Source organism: Novosphingobium album (ex Hu et al. 2023) (assembly GCF_022832385.1).
Lineage (GTDB): Bacteria > Pseudomonadota > Alphaproteobacteria > Sphingomonadales > Sphingomonadaceae > Novosphingobium > Novosphingobium album.
Window position 1 is genome coordinate 122194 of record NZ_JALHLE010000003.1, and the last position, 25316, is coordinate 147509.

Annotated in this window: 20 protein-coding genes, 1 tRNA gene and 1 pseudogene; 17 read left to right on the top strand and 5 right to left on the bottom strand. The window is 62.9% G+C overall.

Annotation, left to right across the window (positions count from 1 at the left end; translation table 11 throughout):
- Positions 1–54 precede the first annotated feature (54 nt).
- Positions 55–1023 carry a septal ring lytic transglycosylase RlpA family protein gene (locus tag MTR64_RS02795; RefSeq protein WP_243990551.1) on the bottom strand — a complete coding sequence of 323 codons (969 nt, stop codon included), beginning with the start codon at positions 1021–1023 and terminating at the stop codon, positions 55–57.
- The gene (locus MTR64_RS02800; protein WP_419144907.1) at positions 1007–2038 is read right to left on the bottom strand and encodes a lytic murein transglycosylase; all 1032 of its coding nucleotides are present in this window, start codon (positions 2036–2038) and stop codon (positions 1007–1009) included. The genes MTR64_RS02795 and MTR64_RS02800 overlap by 17 nt, the downstream gene beginning before the upstream one ends.
- Positions 2039–2181: 143 nt before the next feature.
- On the opposite strand from MTR64_RS02800, the gene MTR64_RS02805 reads away from it, so the two are divergent.
- The 6 genes from MTR64_RS02805 (at position 2182) to MTR64_RS02825 (ending at position 7619) form a co-directional block, all read left to right on the top strand.
- Positions 2182–2271 (top strand) — tRNA-Ser (locus tag MTR64_RS02805).
- A gap of 74 nt (positions 2272–2345) precedes the next feature.
- Positions 2346–2534, top strand: coding sequence for an HGGxSTG domain-containing protein (locus MTR64_RS21540; RefSeq protein WP_419144908.1), 189 nt, complete (start codon positions 2346–2348; stop codon positions 2532–2534).
- Between the two features lie 1303 nt (positions 2535–3837).
- Entirely contained in the window at positions 3838–4728 is an 891-nt protein-coding gene (locus tag MTR64_RS02810; RefSeq protein ID WP_243990552.1) for a LysR family transcriptional regulator, read from the top strand.
- Positions 4729–4924: 196 nt separating this feature from the next.
- Positions 4925–5986: a YeiH family protein gene (locus MTR64_RS02815; RefSeq protein WP_243990553.1), complete on the top strand. Its 1062-nt coding sequence runs from the start codon at positions 4925–4927 to the stop codon at positions 5984–5986.
- Positions 5987–6106: 120 nt separating this feature from the next.
- Positions 6107–6817 (top strand): TorF family putative porin, encoded by a 711-nt coding sequence (locus MTR64_RS02820; RefSeq protein WP_243990555.1) that lies wholly within the window; start codon positions 6107–6109, stop codon positions 6815–6817.
- Between the two features lie 13 nt (positions 6818–6830).
- Complete coding sequence (locus MTR64_RS02825) at positions 6831–7619, top strand: hypothetical protein (protein WP_243990556.1); 789 nt, start codon at positions 6831–6833, stop codon at positions 7617–7619.
- A gap of 130 nt (positions 7620–7749) precedes the next feature.
- Here MTR64_RS02825 and MTR64_RS02830 read toward each other — a convergent pair whose 3' ends face one another.
- Positions 7750–8055 carry a hypothetical protein gene (locus MTR64_RS02830; RefSeq protein WP_243990557.1) on the bottom strand — a complete coding sequence of 102 codons (306 nt, stop codon included), beginning with the start codon at positions 8053–8055 and terminating at the stop codon, positions 7750–7752.
- Positions 8056–8218: 163 nt separating this feature from the next.
- Here MTR64_RS02830 and MTR64_RS02835 point away from each other — a divergent pair.
- Positions 8219–9139, top strand: a pseudogene (locus tag MTR64_RS02835) (IS630 family transposase).
- Between the two features lie 72 nt (positions 9140–9211).
- On the opposite strand, the gene MTR64_RS02840 reads toward MTR64_RS02835, so the two are convergent.
- Positions 9212–10852 carry a PP2C family protein-serine/threonine phosphatase gene (locus tag MTR64_RS02840; protein ID WP_243990560.1) on the bottom strand — a complete coding sequence of 547 codons (1641 nt, stop codon included), beginning with the start codon at positions 10850–10852 and terminating at the stop codon, positions 9212–9214.
- A 101-nt stretch (positions 10853–10953) separates the two neighbouring features.
- Between MTR64_RS02840 and MTR64_RS02845 the strand changes: the two genes are divergently transcribed.
- The 4 genes from MTR64_RS02845 to MTR64_RS02860 are packed head-to-tail and all read left to right on the top strand — an operon-like array spanning position 10954 to position 16490.
- Complete coding sequence (locus MTR64_RS02845) at positions 10954–13584, top strand: MFS transporter (protein WP_243990561.1); 2631 nt, start codon at positions 10954–10956, stop codon at positions 13582–13584.
- On the top strand, positions 13574–14851 hold the full coding sequence (locus tag MTR64_RS02850; RefSeq protein ID WP_243990563.1) for a histidine kinase: 1278 nt from the start codon (positions 13574–13576) through the stop codon (positions 14849–14851). Before MTR64_RS02845 ends, MTR64_RS02850 begins: the two co-directional genes overlap by 11 nt.
- Positions 14848–15249 (top strand): Crp/Fnr family transcriptional regulator, encoded by a 402-nt coding sequence (locus tag MTR64_RS02855; protein ID WP_243990565.1) that lies wholly within the window; start codon positions 14848–14850, stop codon positions 15247–15249. The genes MTR64_RS02850 and MTR64_RS02855 overlap by 4 nt, the downstream gene beginning before the upstream one ends.
- Positions 15246–16490 carry a hypothetical protein gene (locus MTR64_RS02860; RefSeq protein ID WP_243990568.1) on the top strand — a complete coding sequence of 415 codons (1245 nt, stop codon included), beginning with the start codon at positions 15246–15248 and terminating at the stop codon, positions 16488–16490. Before MTR64_RS02855 ends, MTR64_RS02860 begins: the two co-directional genes overlap by 4 nt.
- Here MTR64_RS02860 and MTR64_RS02865 read toward each other — a convergent pair.
- Entirely contained in the window at positions 16476–16808 is a 333-nt protein-coding gene (locus MTR64_RS02865) for an STAS domain-containing protein (protein ID WP_243990570.1), read from the bottom strand. The two genes, MTR64_RS02860 and MTR64_RS02865, sit on opposite strands and share 15 nt — an antisense overlap.
- 137 nt (positions 16809–16945) lie before the next feature.
- On the opposite strand from MTR64_RS02865, the gene MTR64_RS02870 reads away from it, so the two are divergent.
- From MTR64_RS02870 to MTR64_RS02895, 6 genes are all read left to right on the top strand, one after another.
- The gene (locus tag MTR64_RS02870) at positions 16946–17359 is read left to right on the top strand and encodes an ATP-binding protein (RefSeq protein ID WP_243990571.1); all 414 of its coding nucleotides are present in this window, start codon (positions 16946–16948) and stop codon (positions 17357–17359) included.
- Positions 17360–17403: 44 nt separating this feature from the next.
- Positions 17404–17877: an SET domain-containing protein-lysine N-methyltransferase gene (locus tag MTR64_RS02875; RefSeq protein WP_243990572.1), complete on the top strand. Its 474-nt coding sequence runs from the start codon at positions 17404–17406 to the stop codon at positions 17875–17877.
- Positions 17874–19097 carry a diaminopimelate decarboxylase gene (locus MTR64_RS02880; protein WP_243990573.1) on the top strand — a complete coding sequence of 408 codons (1224 nt, stop codon included), beginning with the start codon at positions 17874–17876 and terminating at the stop codon, positions 19095–19097. Before MTR64_RS02875 ends, MTR64_RS02880 begins: the two co-directional genes overlap by 4 nt.
- A 298-nt stretch (positions 19098–19395) precedes the next feature.
- Positions 19396–22446, top strand: a complete 3051-nt coding sequence (locus tag MTR64_RS02885) for a CHAT domain-containing protein (protein WP_243990574.1) — start codon at positions 19396–19398, stop codon at positions 22444–22446.
- 115 nt (positions 22447–22561) lie between these two features.
- Positions 22562–24559 (top strand): CHASE2 domain-containing protein, encoded by a 1998-nt coding sequence (locus MTR64_RS02890; protein WP_243990575.1) that lies wholly within the window; start codon positions 22562–22564, stop codon positions 24557–24559.
- Positions 24546–25295 (top strand): hypothetical protein, encoded by a 750-nt coding sequence (locus MTR64_RS02895; protein ID WP_243990576.1) that lies wholly within the window; start codon positions 24546–24548, stop codon positions 25293–25295. The genes MTR64_RS02890 and MTR64_RS02895 overlap by 14 nt, the downstream gene beginning before the upstream one ends.
- Positions 25296–25316 lie beyond the last annotated feature (21 nt).

Below are 25316 nucleotides of genomic sequence, written 5' to 3' on the forward strand. Positions count from 1 at the left end.
TTCTCCCGCACGCCCGCGCGGGGCGCCAAATGCGTGCGGCGCCGGTACTGCCGGTCAATCCGCTGACTGGATTCGGGCATCCTTATAGCCAGCGTTCCGGACCTTCTCCAGCGCCGGAGCGGCTTGTGCACGGTTTGCAAAGGGCCCGGTGCTCACGATCCAGAACTTGCCCGTCCTTGTGACGTTGCCACCTAGCTGTTTGGCGGCCTTGCGGGCATTGGCTTCGACCGAAAATGCCCCGGCCCGGACCAAGAGCGAACCTTTCGGCGCAGGCGGGGCGGCGGAGGCCACTGGAGGCTTCGCGGCTTCTGGCTTTGGCATCGCGGCCGGAACGGGCTTGGCAGCCTTTGCTGGCGTGGAAAGCTTAGCGGGAGCGGGTTTCTGAGCAGCCGCCTTGGGTGTCGGAACCGGCGCGGGCTTGTCCGTCATTGCCGGCATCGACGGCGGGGTGGAAGGCGGCGGCAAAAGGGGTGACTGGTCGGCCAGTTTGCGGCGAAGAACCTTGAGCAGCCCATCCGGCGTTGCCATCCGCTCCGGCGCGCGTTCGCCCATCCGCAGCATGGCCCGTTCCTGCTCGGGCGGATTGACCCGCCTTACCCGCACCGGCGCGTGGCTGCCCGGCACGATACCAAGCTGCTGCGCCGCCATCGGTGACAGCTCGACCAGCACGTCGTTGACCATTGGCCCGCGCCGTTCAAGCCGCACAAGAATGGTCTTTCCGCTCGCGAGCGAAGTAACCTCGACATAGCAGGGCAGCGGCAGTGTCTTGTGTGCACCGGTCACCCCGGCAAGGCTGATATCGCCAACCGAAGCGTCGCCCACGGCGTCGTAGTTGAGCTGGTCGGTCGGCGTCCAGACGGTCTGGCCAATCGTGAAAGGCTGCCCAATCACCACCGGATAATCGGCGGCAGGGCCCGTAACCGGCGCAGGCTGCTTGTCCTTGTGGTCCCTGGCGCTGGCCGCACCCGTGCCGAGCAGAATCAGAACCGCAAGCGGCAGGACACGGTTAACGGGCAATCTCATCAGCAAGCAATCCCACGGACATGGCGTAGTAATTCGAGCAATTGTACTGAAGGATAACCCGATAATTCCCGGTTAACAGATAGGCGGGCGTGCCCGGCCCATCGGGCTGGAACACCGTGGCCAGAACCTCGTTGCCGATCGGCGCCAGCGGTGCCACGCCCAGAGAGCGCCATTCGGCAACGGTCTTCCACTGCGAATGGCGCGCATGCACCTTTTCACAGGTCGGCGAGACCAGCTTGGTGGCATAAGCACTGACGTCGAAACCCGAAGGCACGGCCGCCCTCACGCCCCAGGGTTCCCCGGAGCGCCAGCCAGCATCGCGAAAATAGTTGGCGATGGATGCAATCGCATCGGCCGCACTGAAGAGGTCGGTGCGGCCATCACCGTCACCATCCACTGCAAGCTTCAGATAGACGCTGGGCAGGAATTGCGGATAACCGAAGGCACCTGCCCAGCTGCCCTTGAGCGTGCTGCGCGGCACGCCGCGGTCTATCATCTTCATCAACGCGATCAGCTCGCCTTCGAAAAGTTCGCGCCTGCGGCCCTCCCAGGCCAGCGTGGCCAGCGAGCGGGCCAGATCGAAATCACCGGTATAACTGCCGAAATTGGTCTCATGCCCCCAGATCGCGAAAAGAATCGAAGCTGGCACATCATACCGCCGCTCGATCGCCGGCAGCATCGACGCCATCGAAGCGTAGCGCGCACGCCCCCTGCTCACGATCGAACTGCCGACGTGCCGGGCGATATAAGGCGCCAGCGGCGGCGGCCCGCCCTGGCTGCCCGGCTGCGAGGTATCCAGATCGATGACGCGCTGGTTCGGGGTCAAGCCTGCCAGCGTGCTGGTGATCGTCGCTTCGCTCACCCCGTCGCGCCGCGCGTGGCTGGCGACGGTCTGCATATAGGCCGAAAAGCTCTCCTGCTGCGCATCCGCCCGCATTGAGGGCAAAGGCAGGGCAGCAAGACAAAGGACCAGAGCGGAAATGCGTAGCATGCTGAATTTCGAGAGAGAAATCATCGCGGTGAATTTCGCACAAACAACCGGTCTTGCAAACCGCTCGGCCATCTCCGTCGTGGACAGACTGGCGCACGTGCAATGCCATTCACCGATGAAGACCCTCTTGCGCCAGCCACGCATTGAGCTATGCGCGAAAAGGCAGCGGACAGGTGGCCGAGTGGTTTAAGGCAGCGGTCTTGAAAACCGCCGTGGGTTTACGCTCACCGTGGGTTCGAATCCCACCCTGTCCGCCAATTTACATTTCCAACATCCCCAGCGCCCCCTGAACATCGCAAGTATCTGAACTTCATGCCCGCCATGCAGCGCCTTGCGATGCCTTACCACCCCGCAGCCAGCCCAACCGAAATGCAGGAAGTGTGGTGCCAAGACACGAGCCGGAACGCCATGCGAGCGCCGGAATATTCATCGGATCGGCCGCTGTAAGCTGCACGGAGGGCATGAACACCAGGCCTCGACGATACAGGCAAAGCGACGACCGCAGGCGCAAACCCCATGAAAGGGTGAGAAATGCTGAATCTTGGACACTTCGCTTGTGCGGACAAGCTCCGGCGCGGCCATGGCCACACTGGAAACAACAGGCAAACCCTGCTGCTGAGCCGTTAAATATTGATCGTCAAAATTGGACTTGAATCCTGCTCGGGCACGAACCTTTTCAAGCGCCTGGCCTCCGGCGTCGCTGCGCGTTGCGACATGCCTCCTGTGACCGAATCGTCACTTCCTGCGGGCGACGATGGAACAATGCCCGTCGTATCATTCCGCTCTATCTCAAGGTGCCACCTGGACCCAGGCGCGCTCTGCTTCCGCACCAGGACAATGGCCTCGTCGAACCTGGTTTGATGCGCATTTATGGCTTCCAGGGCCCGGTTCCGATCTCGGTCAGCCTCTTGCAGCCGAGCCGTCGCATCCGCTAACGCCTCCCCCGCCTTGCGCAATTCACTCTGAATTGCAGCCAGGTCAGGCAAATCGTTCGTCGAACCATTACTCGACATGGTCCCTCCAACGTCCCGCTTAGTGGTTTGAAAACCAGCATTTTTAACCCATCCTTGCAGCGACCTACAAGTGATTCAAAGTAGGTATAAAATTGCTTTTTAGGGGTAGGTATTTATTGCGCGCTCAATCTAGGCCGCGTGGCATATTTCCAGGTGAAAATTATGTTCACACCGATATACAAATCATCGGGCGGTGCGGCTGAATGCACAAGACCAACGGATTACCCACAATACCATTTTAAAAAATGACATCTTTTCATAAAACATATAATAAAATTACAATGGAATAAATCAGAAATGGCAACATCCTCAAAACCACCAGACCACCTATGGTTTATGATCGCCGCCATTTCATTTCCAATATCTTTACTTATCCTGAATTTAGTCTGGTCTAAGCAACTCTGGAAAGGATGGGAAATTTATGCAATCTCCATGATCGCCCTTATCCCAACAATATTATTTATATGTCTTGGGATTTATTTCTGGCGGGAGCGAAGGGTCAGGAAGGCCCAGGAAGATCAGATTGAAGAATTTCTTCGCGACATGATGCGTGACGAATAGAGGCACTTCCACCATTCATGTCGCCAGGCCAATCGGGTTCAACTTGATGACAGCGCCTGTCATTCAAGACTGAACACCAACTCCGCCTAACCGGAGCGGAAATGTGCCCCCATTGTCGCTGGCGCGGTCTATTTCCCGCCCACATCCCGATCAGGCTTTGGGCGCGGGCGGTGCCAGGCGCGATACAGAAGAATTTGCTGTCTGCTCACCTGCTTGCCAAAGCCGGTCGCACGAGGCACAGCCCAACCCATGACGCTGGAACAACTGCGGATTTTCGTTGCTGTCGCGGAACGCGAACACGTCACCCGTGCCGCCGAAGTGCTGAACGTCACCCAATCGGCGGCCAGTGGCGCGATTGCCGCGCTTGAAGCCCGGCACGGCGTCAGGCTGTTCGACCGCGTCGGCAGGCGGATCGAACTCACCGATGCCGGCCGTATGTTCCTCGAAGAAGCCCGCGCCGTTCTTGCCCGGGCTGCCAGTGCCGAACTGGCGCTCGCCGAATATGGCGGACTGCAACGCGGCACCCTGCGGCTGGTCGCAAGCCAGACCATCGCCGGATACTGGCTGCCCGAGCGGCTCACCGCCTTTCACCGCCGCTATCCGGGCATCGAGTTGTCGGTTTCCATCGCCAACAGCGAAGGCGCGGTCGGCGCGGTGCAGGCGGGCCACGCCGAACTCGGCTTCATCGAGGGCACCATCGACGATCCGGCGCTGGCGCAATGGGCCGTCGGCGCCGACCAGATGGTGATGGTGGGGCCCGAACCGGTCGAGGCTGTCACCAACGAATGGCTGGCCAGAGCCCCCTGGATCATGCGCGAGGACGGTTCGGGCACGCGCTCCACGTTCGAAGCTGCGATCCGTGATCGGGGCCTCGATCCCCGCGCCCTCAATGTAGTGCTCACGCTACCCTCGAACGAGGCGGTGCTGGCCGCCGTGCGCTCGGGCGTCGGCCATGGTGTGCTGTCCACGCTGGTGGCGGGGCCCGCCATCGCCACGCGCGCGCTCCACGCGCTGCCGTTCCACCTGCCCGAGCGGCCGTTCTTCGGCATCCGGCACAAGGAACGCTATCGCAGCAAGGCCGCAGGCGCCCTGCTCGACGTCATCCACGGACACGAAGCGCAGGCTGACTGGGTGATCTGATCGCCGCCCGCGATCATTTTGATCGGCAGGCACGCCTCGGAAATCACCCGTTTGATGCCGGCGCGTTCACCGGTCAACGGAAACCCGCCGATCCCCTTGTCAGACCAATCTTAAATTCAGATCAAATCCATACGAATTGATCGTTGGAGTGATTGGTTTTCACCGGTCACATGTCTCCAGTCGCAAGGAGACTGCCATGACCACCCGCCTCGCCCCCTCCCGTATCGCTCCCGGCTTACTGCTCTGCCTTGCCGTCACCGGGGGCGCCTTTGCCCTGCAACAGATCGAGGAAGCCCTGTTCGACCGGGCGTGGCTTGAGGCACTGGTGCTCGCGATCCTGCTGGGCACGGCCGTGCGATCGGTGTGGACGCCGCATGACCGCTGGTTTCCCGGCATCAGCTTCAGCGCCAGGTTTCTGCTGGAGGCGGCTGTCGTGCTGCTGGGGGTTTCGGTCAGCGCCGCGACGATCCTTGCCGCAGGGCCCTGGATGCTGCTGGGCATCGCCGGAGTAGTGGTCGTGGCCATCGGGGCGAGCTTCCTGATCGGCCGCCTGTTGCGCCTCCCGGTTCGCATGGCGCTGCTGGTCGCCTGTGGCAACTCGATCTGCGGCAATTCGGCCATCGCTGCTGTCGCCCCGGTGATCGGCGCGGATGGCGACGACGTTGCCGCCTCGATCGGCTTTACCGCCGTGCTGGGTGTCGCCGTGGTGCTCGGCCTGCCACTACTCGGCATCGCGCTGCATCTCGACGGGTTGCAGTATGGCGCACTCGCCGGACTTACCGTCTATGCCGTGCCGCAAGTGCTGGCGGCCGCCGCGCCGCTGGGAACGGCCGCCGTGCAGATGGGCACACTGGTCAAGCTGGTGCGCGTCCTCATGCTAGGGCCGGTCTGCCTGCTGCTGTCGCTGGTCGCGCCGCGTCTGCGCGAGGAAACCGATGAGTCCGCACCCCACGTCACCGCGGGCGAGCGCCCGGCGCCCGGACGCCCTGCCCTCCATCAGCTCGTGCCGTGGTTCATCATCGGCTTCCTTGTGCTGGTCGGTGTCCGCTCGCTCGGCCTCGTTCCTCACGTGCTGATTGCCCCCGCAGGCACCGTGGCGACGTTCCTTACCGTCGTATCGATGGCGGCGCTGGGTCTGGGCGTCGATGTGCGCACGGTAGCCTCCGCCGGAGGGCGGGTCACCGCTGCAGTCGTGCTGTCACTGCTGGTACTGGGCGCGATCAGCCTCACCCTGATCCAGGTGCTTGCCATTGTCTGAGCGCTTTCCAGCCAAAGCGCTGCCAGCCGGAACAAATGCGATGCAGCCGTTCACGATTATTTATTCATAATTTTCTATCGCCTGCCCCATCCGGCACAACGCAGGCGAAGGGAAAGGGCATTGAACAGGATCATTTCGATCGTTCCGCTGCTTTTCGCCATGGTGACGGTCGCAGTTCCGGCGATGGCGCAGGATGCGGATCATGACCAGCAATCCGCCTTTACAGTGTCGGCCAATGTCTCGCTGACGTCCGACTACCGGTTTCGCGGCATCAGTTCCTCGAACAAGGATCCCGCCGTCCAGGGCGGCATCGACGTAAGCCATGAAAGCGGCCTGTTCGTGGGGACATGGGCTTCGAGCATCGCGACATATGGCGGCTCGAACATGGAACTGGACGTCTATGGAGGATACAGCGGTTCGGCCGGTGCTGTCGACTACACGCTGACCGCGCTGGTCTATCTGTATCCCGGCGGCAGCGGCGTGAATTACGCGGAGTTCTCAGGCTCTTTCACCACCGCGGCGGGCCCGGCAACGGTCGGCGTCGATCTCGCATGGGTGCCCTCGCAAGACAATTTCGGCGGCGACAATTTCTATATCGCGGGCAAGGGCGAAGTGCCGCTGGGCGGCACAAAGGCCAGCCTGTTCGGCCACTTCGGCTATGAGAACGGCGATGCCTATTTCAACAAGTTGGACTGGGAGGCGGGGATTTCCTATTCTGCAGGCCCGCTGACGGCATCGCTGTCCTACGTCGATTCCGACTATTCGGGGATCAATCAGGCGGGCCGCCTTGCCACTGCCGGGCTTGTTGCATCGGTCACGGCCACATTCTGATCCGGATTTGAACATGCATCGTCTCTTCCTCTCCGTGGACATGGTCGGCTCGACCCAGTTCAAGGCAACCGCCTCGGCCAGGGGAGCCGGAGGATGGCTGGAGACCTTCCGCACGTTCTTCACCAATTTCCCGCTGATGCTGGCGGGGCAGATGGCCTTCGAGTTCCTCGACGAGGTCGAAACCCCGGCGGTTGACGTCTGGAAGGCCATGGGCGACGAAGTGATCTTCACTGCCCTGCCCTCCAGCGCGGAAGAGCTGACCGGCATCCTGCGCGTGCTGTTGCGCACGATGCGGCTTTACGAAGCGCAGCACTTCGAACGGTTGCCGCTGCGGCTCAAGGGCACCGCGTGGCTGGCCGATTTCACCGAAAACAACATCGCGCTGGAAATCCCGGAACTGTCCTCCAACGACGCCGCGCCGCATCTGGACTACATCGGACCGGACCTCGACCTGGGCTTTCGCCTGTCCAAGTTCGCACGGCCCGCCAGCCTCGTACTGTCGCTCGACCTCGTCGAGGTACTGCTCGGCGCGGACAACCGCGCGGACGTCGCGCTCTATCTGGTGGGACGTGAGGAGCTGAAGGGCGTGATGTTCGGGCGCCCCTATCCGATCATCTGGATGCACGATGCGCTGGAAAGCTTCGATTTCCTGCCATGGGAGGCGGAGGCCTGCACATACACCGCCTCGGTGATCGGCGCCGATCCCACGCCCGAACCCGCACTGCGCCGCCAGATCGAGGACATGCGGCTCTACTTGCGCAAGATGCATGGGATCGAACGGCCTCCGATCGCGCTGCGGTAGTCCGCGGGGGTAAATTCGGGCGCGGGCGCGTGGCAGCTATCGGGGATTTACGACCAAGATTGAACCGTCAGGGCCCCCTGATAATGCTGACGTTCGTTGCAATGCTTGGATCATATGTGGTCACGGGCATTCATCCAAGCCGATAAGGCGTTGGGTCCCCCCGCTCGGCAATGAGCTGTTTGCGGGCCTCCGAAAGGCAGAGGCCATATTCTGTCGAAACTTCCTCTCTGGCCCGGCCGATACTCGCGGCAATGAGATCGAGAATCGCGTCTTCTGGCATTACGGCGATTTCGCGTGTCACAATCTGCTCGTCGAGCTTGTAAGATCTAGCCAGAAGTCTGGTCGCACGGGCGCGTTGCCTAAACTCGAAGTCCATGAGCCGAGCGGACTCGAACTCCTCCTTCTTTCGCATCGCTTTGCCAAGATCCCACACCATGAGGACTGGTATGCCGCTGGCTTCTTCGCAACTCAAGACGTTGCTAGCTTCTCACGCCTTTGCGAGCATTAGAGCGGTTTTCGACCGTTCTGAATCGGGATGGGATTCCCTTTGGTCACGATTTCTGATTCAGAATCCGTGCTGGTGAAGGAGGCCGGCATGGATGGCTCTTTCGATGGATTTGCGCACTCGGCTCTTGGCAGCGGTGGATAGTGGATCGAGTTGTCGTGCTGCGGCGGCCCGGTTTGGTGTTGCACCATCAACGGCGGTCCGCTGGCGGGCACAGCAGCGCGAGACGGGTGACATTGCACCAAAGCCCCTAGGCGGCGATATGCGTTCGCGGCGGATGGAAGAGCGGGCAGCGGACATTCTGGCCATTTGGGAGGAGCGCAGGGACATCACCCTCGGAGAACTGCGCTTAGCGCTGGCAGACAAGGGTATGGACGTTTCCGTTGCCGGGCTACATCGCTTTTTTGTTCGCCGCGGACTGACGCGCAAAAAAAGACAGGCCATGCGATAGAGCAAGATCGACCCGACATCCTTAAGCAGCGTCAGGACTGGTTCGAGGGTCAACTCGATCTCGAACCGGAGCGTCTGGTCTTCATCGACGAAACCTGGACCGCGACCAATATGACCCGCAGCCACGGTCGTTGCCCGAAAGGCGAGCGGCTGCGGATGGGCTTCCCGCACGGCCACCGCAAGACCACCACCTTGGTCGCCGGCCGGCATGGTCGCGCCCATGGTGCTCGATGGGCCGATCAACGGCGACTGGTTCGAAGCCTACGTCGCCCAGGTCCTCGTCCCGGAACTGCGGCCCGGCGACGTCGTCATCATGGACAACCTGTCGAGCCACAAGCGCACATCGGTGCAGGTGCTCATCGAGACCGCAGGCGCAACCCTGCGCTTTCTTCCACCCTACAGCCCCGACTTCAATCCGATCGAGAAAGCGTTCTCCCGCCTCAAGGCCATGCTCCGTAAAGCGGGCGAGCGTACCGTCAGTGGCCTGTGGAGCTTGATCGGCAAACTCATCGATATCTTCCAGCCCCACGAATGCGCCAACTACTTCAGATCATGCGGGTACTAACCAGAATGATCGAAAACCGCTCTAAAACCGACCAAGCGCCCGTCTGACAAGGAACTTTCGTTCAGGCGGCAATCAGCAGCTTGCCGCCGCACCCTCGTAGCACACTGTCAGAATCGCAATGTCATCCGACTGCGGCACCGCGCCGACGAAGCCGCGCACGCTTTCCGCCAGTCCTTCGGCGATCCGCCGAGCGGAAAATTCGGCCCGCGCTTCGGCCAGAGCTCCGGCAATCCGGCCCGTGGTGTAGAGTTCGTCATCCGCGCCGGTCGCCTCGGACACGCCATCGGTGAACAGCACCAGCGCATCGCCCTCGCCCAACATGAACGTCCCGGTCTTGTACGGCACGTCCTCGAAGACGCCGAGCGCCATGCCCTGATGCTTTGCGAGCCGCTCCACCGCGCCGCCAGCCCGGACGATGAACGGCGCCTCGTGCCCGCCGTCGCTGTATTCGACCTTGCCTGTCCGCACGTCGAGGATGCCCGCGAAGATCGTCACGAACATCTCCGCTGCGTTGTCGCGCGAGAGTTCGGTGTTGACGCGCTCCATGATCTCTCCGGTCGTTCCGCCGGTCATGGCGTGCGCCTTGAACAGCGTGGTCGTCATGGCCATGAACAGCGCCGCGGGCACGCCCTTGCCGGACACATCGCCGACGACAAAGAACAGGCGGCTCTCATCGATCAGGAAATAGTCGTAGAGATCGCCGCCCACCTGCTTTGCCGGTTCGAGCAGCGCGAAAACGTCGAGGTCCTTGCGGCCGGGGAACGGCGGGAACTTGCGCGGCAGCATCCCGATCTGGATATCGCGGGCGGCGGAAAGTTCGCCTTCCACCCTTTCGCGCGCGGCGGTGGCTTCTTCCACCTCGACGAGATAGCGCTGCAGCCGCGCGATCATCCCGGCCATGGCCTCGGCCAGACTGCCCACTTCGTCACCCCGGCTGTGGCTGATCTGGCGGACGGCCGCCATCTCGTCCTCGTCGGCCTGAAAGCTGCGGGTTTCCATGTTCCGGGTGAAGGCCGTCAGCCGCACGAGCGGCGCGACGATGCGCGAGACCAGCAGCCAGCCGACCGCCATGGACAGCGCGAACAGGGCAATCCCGATCGCGATCGACTTCACCAGCGCATCGTGCAGCCGCTGGTCCAGCATGACGAGATCGATATCCGCCCCGATCACATGGACGCGCCCGTCCGCACTGGTGACAGGCATGTAGATGGACCGAAAGCGTCCGAAGGAATCGCTGTATTCGTCGAACCGCACCCTGCCATCGGCAAAGCTGTTGTAGAGCTTGGCGGGCGCGGTGTCGTAGAGCGTGAAAAACCGCGTCTGCGTGCCCCCGGCGATTTCCTTGGGGGTCGCGCTCGTCGCCACCGTCCGGATCTCCTTGCCGAACTTCATGTACGTGTAGACATAGGTGAAGCGCGAGGCATTGGCGAAGCGTGACAGGCGCTGCTGGATCGCCTGATATTCCCCCTCCGTAATGGAATCGGGGCCGGTGATCTGGCGGTGATAGCCTTCGGGAATGATCTCCCGCACCGCATGCACCGCCGCATAGAGCCTGCCGTCGATGCCGGAGATGATCTCGTTGCGATCCGTACCGTACAGCACCACCGTATAGACCGTTGCCGACACCAGATTGAGGACGAGCAGCAGTAACAGCAATTGCGGCTTGAGGCCGAACCGCCTTATCCGTTGCGCACCGTCCGCACTCGCCTCCACGATGTTCCCTCTGATAACGTGATCGAAACCGAATAAGACCTATGGCCGCGCAAGTTGCAAATTTTGATTAAGGCGCGCCTTCAAAAGTGGCGGGGAGAAAATTGCCCGAATTCCTGAACAGACTGTTCCGCCTTGAACGCGGGGAATGGCCGAAGCTGCTGCAGTTCGGGTTGTTCGGATTCCTGCTGCAAACGGGCATGGGAATCGGGTTCAGCGCGGGCGACGCGGCGTTCCTGAGCCATGTCGGTGCAGACCGGCTGCCACTGGTATTCATGCTGACCCCGCTGGTCATGCTGTTCTACACCGTGGTGTTCTCCTACCTGATGGTACGCTTTTCGATCGGCCGGACCGTCGATGTCACCATGGCGATGCTGGTGACGGGCGGCCTCGGCTTCTGGGCGTTGATCGGCTCAGACCTGCCGCCCGGATGGCAAGCGCCGCTCTACTTCGCGCTGAAGCTCTATCTGGCGATGTGGTACATCGCGCTCTACTCGCTGTTCTGGAACTACACCGACGCCTACTTCGACATTCAGGACGCCAAGCGGATGTTTCCGCTGTTCGCCGCGTTCTGCGCATTCGGCACGGCAACGGGCGCGCTCATCGTCAGCGTGTTTGCCGACGTGGTCCCGGTACAACAGTTCTTCCTGCTGTGGGCAGTCATTGCAATCGGCACGTTCCCGCTGGCCCGGCTGTTGCAACGGCGCTGGCGGCAAATCGCGGAGAGCGATGCCGATTTCGAAGAAAACAGCGCCAGCGCCGTGAGCCAGCTTGCAGCCGTGGCCAAGGCCTTTGGCCAGTCGCGTTACACGGTCGTGTTCACACTGACGCTGTTCGTCACCTTGCTGATGACGAACCTTGCGGAATACCAGTATTCGATGGTCCTCCAGAAAGGACGCGATGAAGCCGGGCTGGCCGCGCTGTTCGGCGCACTTTACGCCGCCGCCAACCTGTTCAACCTCGTCACCTGCCTGTTCGTGTTCAACCGGCTGGTCGGGCGGCTCGGCGTGCGCAACGTCGCCTTCATCCAGCCGCTCACCTATTTCGCCGTCTTCGGCTGGTTCTTCCTGCAAGGCGGGACAGGCGCCGCACTGGCGGCCTTCTTCGCCTATCACGGCGTGCTGACGTCGATCGAATACAACAACCAGAACCTGCTGTTCAACGCGGTCCCCTCACGGGTGAAGCGCCCGCTGCGCACGGTGATGGAAGGCATGGCCGAACCGCTCGCGAGCCTGGTCGCGGGCGGACTTCTGCTCTACGCGGCCAGCCGTCTCGACCTGCGCGAGCTTTCGGGCATCGGGATCATCACTGGCGGTGCACTCATCGCGATCGTCGTGGCTCTGCGCCAGCTCTACCCCCTGGCCATGACCACAAACATGCGTCAGGGATGGATGAACTTCGGGGACAGCGCTGCTGCTTCTCCCGAGTTCGAGCCAGAGGCCCGCGCGGCGCTTGAACAGGCGTTGCACTCGAACGGTCCGGCCGCACAGCTGGCCAGAGCCTTGCTCGAAACAGATACCTTGCCGCCGCCGTCCTGGGCAGACACACGCGAGGTGGACGAACTCGTCGCCTTGCTGGCCCATGAGGATCCGCAGCGCCGAAGGGGGGTAGCCGAGGCCCTGTTCGCTGCCGCAAGCGCGGAAGACATCCATATCGTCTCCCCGCTGGCCAGCCGCCTGCCCGCGCTGGAGCCTGCGGAACGGCAATGCATTATCGCCTTGCTGGAGCACCTTTGCGACAGCGAAGCCATCGACGACGTCCTGCTTGCCACAGCGGAACTCGCACCACGCGAGCGCAGGGCGATCGTGACGATGCTGACAGGTATCGGCGAAACCGCGATCCCGCGCCTGATTGCCGGAATGCGACAAAGGTCGTTTTCCTTGCGGGCACGGGCAATTGCCGCCCGAGCGCTGGCTGAACTGTCTTATGCCCAGTTTGCGGCGCATCTGGACCGGCTGGTCCGGGAGGAACTGCACGAGGCGCGCAACCTGCTCGACAGTGCTGACGTGCTCGACGACGAGCCCGGTGTCCAGGCTTCGCTCATGCTGCTGGCCCGGGCTCAGCGCGAACGCGTAGGCGCAACGCTCGATTTCGTTCTGGAACTGCTGGCAATCGGTGGACTGCTGCCAAATTTCGACCTGCTGATCGTATCGCTGCATTCCGCCAACGCCAAAGTGCGCGGCAATGCGATCGAGTCCATCGAAAGCGGGATAGATGGCCAGTTGTTCCGGCTGCTCGAACCGCTGTTGCTGCCTCGGGCCCTTTCGCCCCGGTCGGGAAAGCGCGCACGAAGCATGGACCAAATCCTCCGCGCCGCACTGACCAGCGGACAGCCGGTCGAGATGGCGCTAGCCGCCGACGCGCTGTACGGCAGACTAGACGCTGCAGAATTCGCCGCACGGATTCAGGACGTGATCCAGCCCGGCATGCCCGGGTTGCTGCGCGGACACCTGCTGGCGCTGATGGGTTTTGACGATGGCCAGGAATGGCGTCTTCTCGATCTCCTTGGCGCCCTTGCCAGCGATCCAGAATTGCGTGTCGCGACTTTGGAATCGCTGCTGGTCCTTGCCGAGACAGTCCAGGACCACCCTGCGCCAGAAGGTGCCTTGCAGGGCATGGCCGGCGGGAAACCGTTCTGGGTCGCCTTCCGCGCCCTGCGCAACGTCGCCGAACGCTTCCCGGACCTCGCGCTGGTGCTCCTCAAGGCGCAGTACGATCGGCGCTATGCGGCGTAAGAGCGTCCCCATCAAGGCGCTGCTGGTGCGTACGTTCCTTCCGGCAGTCGTCGTCGTGTCTGTGCTGCTCGCCGGGCTGGTCTACAATCGGCTCTATGCCTCGATCCTCAATGGGTTCGAGCGCAAGCTGGTGGCGGCCAGCGCCATGACCGGCGCGATGATCGACCCGGATGATCACGACCGGCTGATTGCAGCGGCACGCAGCGACAAGGACACTGCAACTACCGAAGCCTCTCCGCTGTATCAGCGCAATGTGCGCCCGATCCGGCACATCCGAGACGAGCTGGGGCTGACTTATCTCTACACGCAGGTTCTGGGCGGTCCCGGTGATATCCAGTACATTCTCGATGGCACCGAAGGCGCGGATCATTCCCCCCTCGGTTCCGGTGACGACTTGCCCGGCGCAACCGTCGCCGGTCTCAAGCGTGTGCAGGCGCGCGGCGCGGTCTATGTCTCCCCCATCGAATATCAGGAGCAATGGGGCCTGCTGAAAACGGCTGCCTCTCCCGTCATGGGCGCAAACGGCCAGATCACCGGCTCGACGGGTGCCGACGTCAACATCTCGGTAATCCAGGTGGCCACGCAGAACGCGCTGTTCCAGAGCGCCATGATCGGCATTGGCTCGGTCCTCGTCTGCCTGCTCGTCGCACTTGCGCTGGTGCGTCGCATTGCAGTCCCAATCGAAGCGTTGACCGAATACACCCTGCAGATCGCGGGCGGACATACGCCCGTTTCCGGCATCAGTTCGGGGCCGCGCGAAGTAAAGGCCCTGCGTTCGCACCTCGATATGCTGACCGGAGCCATGGCCCGCAGCGCCCAGCAGCGGGAACAGGAAGAAGAGCGCGCGGAAGAGATGGCACGTGCTGCAATCCTGTCTGCTCAAACACATGGGAAGGCCGATGAGCCTGTCATTCTTATTGAGGAGGAGAACCGGCTGGTGGCCTGGATTAGCGGGGAACCATTGATCCCGCAGGGCGTGCTCGCTGCCCGCGCCATGGCAAACCTTGGCCAGATATGCATCGTCAAGCCAGACATTCGGGCCATCTGGCGCGATCTCGCAGATCTGGATCATGGCAAGTGCATCGTAATCGATGCCATTGCCGGAACCATCGAATGCCTCGGCACCAGTGGGTGCGAGGTCGATGTAGACGGTAAGACCCGGAGCATCGCCCCCAACAGCCGAATGGGTCTTGCCCCGCATGAGACGGTGACCCTGATTCGTCCGGACAGGTCCGGTTTCCTTCTGTGGCCACGAGGTGGCCGATGATCACGGCACAGGTTGTGGACAGATACCTTGCGCTGGGCCGATGCGCGCCGTTCGACAGGCTCACCACTGCCGAACTGCTGCTGGTCTCACGCCATGTCCATCCACGCAGCCATTTACCCGGCGAAGTGATCCTTTCCGGCGGTGCAGTCGCGGAACGTCTGGTCGTCGTTACCGGCGGATCAGCGCTGGTCGCGGGCGAAGCGGCACCATCGGTGTTCGACGCGCAATCGGCTTTGTTCGGGCTGGCGGTGCGATCCGACTACTTCGCCGGCCCGGAAGGCGCCGAAACGCTTTGCCTCGCCAAGCCGCACTTGTTCACTATCGCCCGCGAGTGCCCGGATTTCATAGTCGGGCTGGCCGCATTGCGCTCGAAGTCCGGAGCAACATCCGGCACATGACTATCCGTTCCACCACAGTCCTGCTGACGTTACCGCTGTTTCTGGCACTGGCCGTCGTCAACGGTGCGCTCCTCTATTTTCAGGATCGCGCGGAGACACACCAGGCACTGAATGATCTGGCTCTGGTGCCGGCAGTGACGGTCGCCGAATTCGTGCGCGAAATGGACGATCCCTACAAGGAGCTTTCCAAGCCGATCCGCAAGCAGGCATTGCGTGCCGCCCTGCACCATGTGGCAGGCATCGATGGGCTTTATCTCCTTGCTCCCGGCAGGAAACCTCTGCCTCTTATGCCTGGTGGCAGCCACTGGGACCCGTCCGCGCTGGAGTTGCCGTCGAAACCTTCAAGCTTTGCATCGGGTAGCGGAGCGAGAGGAGATCGCTGGGTGACCGCCCTCGCCCCAGCCGGTCAAGGACGCTTCGTAGCGTCACGGTTCAGTACCGAACCGCTTCACGAGCATATGGACGCCGTCCGCCGCGACATCCTCGCCAGCATCCTCCTGCTTGGCCTGCTGGCAACCGGCCTGAGCCTGTTTGTGGCCCGTCGCATTACCCGCGAACTGGAGGCCAACCACCGCCAATTGTCGCGCGGTCAAAATGCCCCCGCTGCCACCGACATGCCGGACCTCGTCATCCGTGAGGCACAGGATCTGGCCGACGCCTTGCGATTGATGGACGCCAGCAAGCAGGCCGCCCAGACGCGCAGGCACCTTGTTGCGGCCCGCAAGCAACGGCTGCGCGATCCTGAGCAGGCAATTGCCGAAACGCAGGCGGACCTTTTCCCGCCCTGCGTGGTCCGAAACGGCGGGTACGAAATCGCGATGCGTTTGTGCGGCGACGTGGAACCCGGCACGTTTTTCGTCCACGCATTGACCGCAACGGGCGGAACCGCCTTCATCGGCCGTTGCCGGGCCAGTTCGCCGGTCGACGCGCTAGCCTCGGCTGCGAACGTGCGCCGCCGGCTCGAACATTGCCGCGACAGAACCTCGCTGGAACGAACGCTCGAACACCTCTGCGCTCTTTACGATTTCGCCGCGCTTGAGCGGTTTGACTGGACTCACGAGGCCGCTGCCTCCCCGATCCTTCTCTCCGTTGCCGATGACGCGGATGCTGTTCGCGCCCAAGTCTATTGGCGTAAAAGTCCCGGAATTGCGCCGCAGGCGCTTCTGGCCGGTCTTGCAGTACTGCTGGCGCCGAACGGCGTCTTCGCCGCTATCGGACCTGCCGGATCAGGCGATCGCTGAGAGCGCACGCCCGACATCAGGCTCGATCGTGAATATCGTACTGAACCCGCTGATATCAAAGACTTCCCGCACTGACGGCAGCAAACCTGACAGGGCAATCTTGTGTCCTGATGATCGGGCAATCTTGGCGCCCTTGAGCAGAACCCGCAAGCCGGCAGAACTGACATAGCTGACGTTCGAAAGATCGACGACTGTGCCTTCATGCCCTTCGACGCGGGCAGGCAGCACCTGTTCGAGGTCCGATGCCGTGTTGCTGTCCAGCCGTCCCGCCAGGGAAATGACCAGGGACGTACCCCGGATTTCTTCGCTGATGTCCATCGGTCCGTCTCCGCCCAATCCAACTTTGCCTGTGCACCTTATTGGAGAAGTTGTGAAATTTTTCCACTCGATTAAGCTGCCCCAGCTGCCGGAGCGAAACGCGCAGGACATTGTCCGCGCAGCAAGGATCGGGTGCCATGAACTGCGATTACGAGCGCACGCTTTCCAACGGCCGGACAGGATTTCCCGAATTTCTGGAATCAATGGAAGCTTTTCTCGAAGAGACAGGTGCGCCGGTAGCGGTAGTGACGAAGTTCATGATCGCCTTCGATGAACTCGTCAGCAATATCCTCAACCACGGCAGCGCCGCTACGATCTCGGCACGCATCTTTCTGAAAGAGAGCGAAGTCGCGGCGGAACTGATCGATGACGGTGACGCCTTCGATCCCTTGTCCCTGCCCGATCCGGACACCTCGCTGTCCGTCGAAGATCGCCCCATCGGCGGCCTCGGTGTCCACATCGTCCGCAGTCTGATGGATCATGTGGACTATTCGCGCGAGGGAAATTGCAACAGGCTACGTTTCGCTAAGAATTACCCCGTAGACTTGTAAACTGCCGATCAGCACCTTCACATATTCACCGGGAAACACGGGCCTTGTTCATCAAGTTGCGGGACGATTCGCCGGGAAGCGGCTCCGAAGGTGCGCAAATCGCTATTTACGAACGCGATGATCTGGGGCTGTGCGTTCTGGCGCTCGCCCCTTTCCCCGAAGGCACCGTAGTCGACAGCTTTTCCGGCGAGATCGGACCGGACTTGCGCCAGCACAGCCTGCAGGTGTGCCCCGGCATGCATATTTCGGGCACGCAGTTCATCGGTTTTCTCACGCACGGCTGCGATCCCAACTGCCGGCTCGACATGGAACGCTTTGAACTCGTGGCCCTGCGGGATATCGCTGGGGGCGAACTTCTGACGGTCGACTATGCCGCGACAGAGGATGTGCTCTACCGTCAGTTCGAATGCCATTGCACCGCACAGATGTGTCGCGGCTGGATCACCGGGCGCATGGAAGACGTCAACGAGGAAGGCCGGGCCGTGCTGGCCGCACGAACCAGCACGCAACGCACATGAACCAGACCTGCAAGCACGGGACTGCCGGTGCCACCTTTTGGTGGGCGCGCGAGGATCTGCACTACCGCAACGGCCGCCTGCTGTTCGCCGGACAGGACGTGGCGGAACTGGCAGCAAAATCCTCCGGTCCGCTCTACCTCTACTCCCTGGACCGGGCCGAAGCCAATCTTTGCCGCGTACAGGCCGCACTCGATCAAACGGGCTGCGCGTCACGCATCTACTACGCGATGAAGGCCAACCGCTTCCTGCCATTGCTCGAAAGGCTGGCACATAGCGGCAAGTGCGGCGCCGACATCTGCTCACCCAACGAGCTCGATCTTGCGCTGTCATGCGGATTTCCGGCCAGCCGGATCAGCTTCACCGGCACCGGCGTCTCGTCTCGCGATCTCGACCGCCTGCTGGCCCAGCCTGATCTCACGATCAATTGCGACACCATCGGCATGATTCGCCGCATCGGCGAACGCCATCCGGGCCGTGAAATCGGCCTTCGCGTCAATCCCGGCCTCGGCACCGGCTACGGCGACGCCGAAAAGCTGACTTATGCCGGCGCCCGGACGACCAAGTTCGGCATCTACCGCGAACAATGGGCCGCAGCGCTCGAAACCGCGCGGCGCTATGGCCTCAAGGTCACCGGCCTGCATTTCCATGTCGGCTGCGGTTATCTGAACGGCCAGCTCGAAAGCTGGGACCGCGCGGTGGGCGCGGCCGTGAACTTTCTCGATGATCTGCCCGATGTGCGCTCCGTGAACGCCGGCGGCGGCCTGGGCCTGCCCCATCGCCCCGAAGATCGTCCCCTCGACCTGGCGGCGTGGTCCGCCATCCTGCGCCGCCACTTCGCCGGGCGCGGGGTCTCGATCGCGGTCGAGCCGGGCGACTACATCGCCAAGGATGCGGGAATCCTCGTGCTTTCGGTCACCGATGCCGAGCAGAAGCGCGACACCCGGTTCGTCTATGTCAACGGCGGTTTCAACCTTCACCCCGAACCGGCCTTCTACGGCCTACCTTGCGAGCCGGTTCCCTGCGTGCCACGCGGTGCCCCCGCAGAGCCAGTGACGATCGTGGGAAACATCAACGAGGCACTCGACATCTGGGCTTCCGACATGTCCATGCCACCCCTTGCCGAAGGCGACTTCATCGCCTTGCTCAATGCGGGCGGATACGGCTCGGCAATGAGCTCCAATCACTGCATGCGCGGCGATTTCCAGGAACAGGCGTTCTGATGTGCTGTCGCGCCGGTATCCGTGACCGGGTTCCATGAAACCGGGAAGCGGCGAGACGGGAAAACATCTTGCCATCCGCACTCACTGAAAGCCAAAAGGCAATGAAATCCGAGATGTGACAAAGGCTGTTTTTGCGCCATTCGGCAACATTTGGCGGTTGCGGAATACGCAGTTTCACGGCTAAAGGCCTTGTAAGCAGTGAACAATTCGCTGACCCAGGGGCGAAGCGACAGACCGAACGGCATTCGGCACAAATCCTGTTTTCTCAGGCGGAGGGGCCGTGCGAAATACCGGGTTCTTGATCAAGTTTGTGTGCCTGACGCTTTTGGCGTCAGCTGGCGTGACGCGTGCGGCCGCGCCGGATGTACGCCCTCTTGAAGCAGAAGACTTTGCCATTGGCACAGGCGGGTCCACTTGCGAAGCGCAAGGCCAGCCCATGGGGCCCCTGCGCAGTTCCGTCTTCGACCGCAAGTGGAGCATTCTGTGTTCGGGCACCGCCAAGGCGGTAGGCAACGCCTATGTCTTGCGTGATACCGCCAACGCCTCATCACGCATAGCTGCCACGCGCGATGAGACACTGGATTGCGGCAACACCCCCGATGCCTTTTCTGCGGACGGAACAACCTGCACCGGCACGACGTCGAACCTGCAATGGCGTGTTTACATGCGGCGGGCCCAAGGCGGCATCGTGGCTGTCGAGGGCTATGCAGCCTATGACAGCGCCCTGCGGCTCGCGCTCGCATCCATCGTCGACAATCGTGTAGTGCCGGGCGAAGTCTCGATCGCCGATCTCGGCACGGGTGATCCGCTCGCACTTGCCAAGGCGCGGGCGGAAACCGCCGGCGTCGCAACGCTGATCGGTCAAGGCTATCGCGGCAACGGCGCCGGCTCATTCGCGGAGGCAGCCGAATTCTTCGCCGCTGCGCCCGCAGTGCTGGCAGATACCGAAGCCACCGATCCGGGCAGCCGCGACGTCCAGCTTCACGAGGCACTGGTCAACCGCGCCCTGCAACTCTCGAATCTCGGATCATTCGCCGAAGCCGCCCGCCAGTTCGCACTGGCCGATGCGATTGCCGTGCGCGATCCTGTGCAACTTCGCCTGTCGCGCAACTACGCCGCGATAGACGCTGTCAACCGGCGGCAGTTCGATCAGGCCCTGACGATCCTCGACCGTCCGGTGCCCCAATTTGCCCCCGTCGCCTCCGCGCCTGGCACGGTCCAGATCGACCGGACTACCGCTGCCGGCCTGAATTCCTCGACGCACACGGCCATGGCAGGGCTGCTGGGACAACCGGCGCGGCTATCCCCGCAGGAACGCGCGGCGATTATCGATGCACAGGCCCTGCAGCTGCGCGGCACTGTCCTGCGCCTGCAGGAGCACCCGCAGGAGGCCCGCAAGGCGCTGGTCAGAGCCTATGATGAGGCCATCAAGGTTCACGACGGCCGGGTCATCTCGATCTATCGCCTGCGCGGCCAGATTCTTTCCGAACTGGCACTGAGCTATGAGGCGGACGGCAATCTGCCGATGGCCGAAACGACTTTTCGCGATGCCCTCATCCTCGTTGAAAGCCAGTATCCGGACAGCGCCTCGGTCAACCTCATCCGCGCACGTCTGGCGGGATTCCTGGTGCGCCACGGCCAGAAGGACGAGGCCCTAGACCTTTATCGCAAGGTTGCGGCCAACGTCGAAACGCGCCGCGCCGCGCTGGTCGGCATGGAAAATCTCATGCAGCCCTATTTCGACCTTCTGGTCGAGACCGGAACGGATGATCCGGCACGAGTTGCCGAGGTGTTCCTCGCCAGCCAGTTGCTTCAGTCCCCGGGGGCCGCCGACACCCTGACACAGCTTTCGCGGCAACTGGAGGGTGGTTCCCGCGAAGCCTCGGCCCTGTTCCGCCGCTCGCAGGCCGTATCCCGCGATCTGGAGCGCACCCGCATAGAGATCGCCCGGCTTTCGGCCGCTGCGGCTGAAGGCGGCGACAGCACCGGCCTTGAGCCGCTGCAGCAGCGGCAGGCCCAGCTGGCGGAAGCCCAACTGACCGTCATGGATCAGCTTTCCGCTTTTCCACGCTACCGGGCAATTGCCAGCCGCACCGTCACGCTGGACGACATGCGCGCTGCGCTCAAGCCGGGCGAAGGTTATCTCAAGCTCGCGCAGGTGGCCGGTTCGCTCTACGCGATCTATCTTACACCGGACACGCAGCGGGCGTGGAAACTGCCGCTATCCACCGCGCAGACCGAAACTCTGGTCAACACTCTGCGCGACAGCATCTCGCTCACCATCAACGGCGTCCAGTCGACCTACCCGTTCGACATCGACGACGCGGTCAGGCTGGACGACGCGCTGCTCGGACCCGCACGGGCGGATATAGCGCATGTCACGCACCTGATCTTCGAACCCGCCGGGCCGCTGCTGCGCCTGCCGATCAACCTGCTGACCGACGACCGGAAGGGTGTTGCCGCCTATCATCAACGGGTAGAGGCCGGTGGCGAAGAGTACGATTTCACCGGGATCGACTGGCTCGGCCGCGACCGCGCGGTCAGCACCGCGCTCTCTGCCGCGAGCTTCCGCGATGCCCGCAAGGCACCGGCCTCGCAGGCTGCCGACGACTATCTGGGGCTCGGCGACAATGTGCCGCTCGGTCCGGTTTCGGCACGCCCCGATGTGCGTTCGGGTGGCGAGGTGGCCATCGACGCCGACTGCAACTGGCCGGTTTCGGCCTGGAACCAGCCGATCTCACCGCGCGAACTGAACGAGGCTTCCGCGCTGTTCGGCGCCGGCCGTTCAGAGGTACTGACCGGAAGCCAGTTTACCGATGACGGCATCATCGCCCGCAAGGATCTCGGCGCGTTCCGCATCGTTCACTTCGCCACTCACGGACTCGTTACGCCGCCGCGTGCAGGCTGCCCGGTTCGCCCCGCCCTGCTGACTTCGTTCGGGGGTGCCGGGTCGGACGGATTGCTGTCCTTCGGCGAGATTTTCAACCTGTCGCTCGATGCCGATCTCGTGGTTCTCTCGGGATGCGACACGGCCGCCGGGGCCGGACTTGGCGTTACTCGCGAGGCCGGATTGACCACCGGCGGCGGCGAAGCTCTCGACGGCCTTGTCCGCGCTTTCATCGCAGCCGGTGGCCGTCAGGTGATTGCCAGCCACTGGCCCGCGCCCGATGACTACAACGCCACCGAGCGGCTGTTTTCCGGGTTCTACCGGGCCAAGAGCGCATCGATCGGAGAAGCGCTGCGCGAATCCGAGCGGGCGCTGATGGACGACCCGGACACCTCGCACCCTTACTACTGGGCCGGGTTCGCCGTGATCGGTGACGCCGCGCGCCCGGTTCCGGCGCGCTGACAGAGCGCACGGCGCGATGGCCAGCAATCCCCTTCCTCTGGCACCCGAGCCTCCTCCACCTCCCGGCGTCGGGACGCGGATTGCCGGGAGTCTGGTGCGAAACGGATGGCGCAAGGTGCGCGCAGCCAGCGCGCGCCAGATGGCAGCGACGGCCCTCTTGCTTCTTGCCGCGATGCTGCTGGCGCGGTTCTCGTGGGCAATCCCGGTGGTCGGAAACGCCGAGGACGCACTTTACGACCTGCGTGGTTTCGTCATGGCGCCCCGCGTGGCCGAGCAGGATCCGCGCATCCAGATCGTCGCCTACACCGACCAGACGCTGATTGCGGTCAAGAAGCGCTCTCCGTTAGACCGCGGACTGCTGGCGCGCGCGCTCAAGGCTATCGACGGCATGGGCGCGAAAGCCGTCGGCATCGACATCCTGTTCGATCAGCCGCAGGACGAGGACGACGAACTGGTGGCAGCGCTTCGGGCAATGAAGACGCCGACCTTCGTCGCCTACACCGACATCGCCACCAACAAGGACGACATCAGATACGAGCAGCAAGTCTACCTGCAGTCCTTCATGAAACGTCTTGAAGGCTCGAATGCCCGTCCGGCAAGCATCATGCTGAGTAACGCTGACGGGGCAACACGACTGTGGCCCGCAATCATCCCCGGAGTCCCGCCGGTTCTGGGGCGTGCCATGATCGGTGCAGTCGATCCTGCGAAGACCCGCGCGTTCGATGGCTATACCGGTTCCATCCGCTATCGCCTCTCGGGCAGGGACTCTCTCGATGACGGTCCCGACACCGTGACGCCCCTGTATTCCGAGCTGCCGGTCGATGTCGTCGCCGCTGCAGCGGATCCGGATCTGGCTGCGGCGATAGGACAACAGATCGCAGGCCGTTACGTGCTGATCGGGGGCGACATCGTCGATACCGACCAGTTGACGACTACGCTGACTGCCGCGACCAGCAGAACAGTGCCGGGAATCACCGTTCACGCCGACCTGATCGCGCAGATGCTGGACGGTGTTCGTCTGACAAAGGTTTCGGCGTGGGAACGCTGGGCCGTCGCGTTCCTCGTCATTCTGGCTGCGGTCCTGACCAGCCTTGTCGAAGCGCGGATCTGGAAAGTCGTGCCGTTCTTCGTGGCTGAACTCGCGCTGATCGGCGGCTTGCCCTTCTGGCTCGCGTACATGCACGTCGACACTTACGGCACCCCCGCCTTCGGCTGGATCGCGGGCTGGATCGTGGCCTTTCTGGCCGTGTCCAGCGCCGTGCGCGCCTCGGGCGCGGTCGAGCGCCGGTTTGCGCAGGATGCGCTGGGCAAGTACCTGCCGCGCGACATCGCTCAGGAAATCATCGACAATCCCGAACGCCTCACGCTCTCGGGCAGCAAGCACGAACTCTACATCCTCTTCAGCGATCTGGAGGGTTTCACCAAGCTCTCGCACCAGCTTGAGCCGGAAGTGGTGGCCAAGCTGCTCAACGAATACCTCGACCGGCTGAGCGCCGTCGTCCTCGAGCATGGCGGCATCGTCGACAAATACGTGGGCGATGCCGTCGTCGCCTTCTGGGGCGCGCCGATTTCCCGGCCGGACGACGGCCGCAAGGCCGCGCTCGCCGCCTATGCGATGTGGCAGGCAGGCGAGGAGTTCCGCAAGAGCGTCGATCCTTCACTGCCGCCGATCGGCCGCACCCGCGTCGGCCAGCACTTCGGCGAGGCCGTCGTCGGCAATTTCGGCGGGGAACGGCGCATCCAGTATACCGCGCTCGGCGATGCCATGAACACGGCTGCCCGTCTGGAATCCGCGAACAAGTCGCTCGGCACCTCGATCATCGCCAGCCGCGAATTCGCCGAGCGCTCCGGGCTCGACTGGTGGCGCCCGCTCGGCAAGGTCGTGCTGCGCGGCCGGGCCAGCCCGGTGGAAATCTGCGAACCGGCGCCGGACTTCCCCGAAACAGACCGGGCGGCCCTGGCCGAAGCGGTTGGCCTGATCGGGCAGGACACGCCGGCCGCCGTGGCAAAACTCACAGAGCTTGCGTGCGCGCATCCGCATGACACGGCTCTGGCGTGCCTGATAGAACGGACGCGTGAATTGAAAGGGAGTGAGGCATATGTCCTTGGCTAACACCACCAGGCGGCTGACCGCCGCCACCGCAGCCCTCGCCGCAGCCGCACTGCCGGGTGCGGCCATGGCGGGAATCGTCGTTGCATCGAGCGGCCCGTCCGCCGCCAGCTATCCGCCGGGCAAGAAGCTCCCGGACGATGCGAAGATTACTCTGAAAGATGCTGATTCGGTTACGATTCTGGATTCCAAGGGCACCCGTGTCCTGCGTGGTGCCGGCACTTTCACGGTAGGTGCGCCCGGAACCCTCAACCGGTCCACGCAGTTCGCCGTTCTCACCCGGGAACGCAGTGCAAGACGCGTGAGGACGGGAGCCGTGCGCGGCGCACACGAACAGCAGGCCAGCCCCAATCTCTGGTACGTCAATGTGACCAAGCCGGGCACGTTCTGCATCGTTAATCCCGCGGAAATCCGCGTCTGGCGCCCTGAAAAAGACGGTGACGCGACCTATCGCGCCGTCAGCGCGGATGGCGCCGACACCACTGCCTTCGGCTTCACCGATGGTGTCACCGTGGCCCCGTGGGACGTGAAGGCGGCGCCGGTCGGCGCAGGTTCGACTTACAGCATCATCGGCAATGATCCTGCTCAGAAAGTGACTGTCACGTTCGAAATGCTGCCCGCGCAAGACTATGCACCGGAAGATCTGGCGGCCGCTCTCATGGCCAAGGGCTGCACCGGACAAGTCGATCTGCTCGCCACATCGCTGGCGCTGCCGGAAGACGCGCAAACAACGATGTAAGCCAGAACCGGGCGGGCGGGC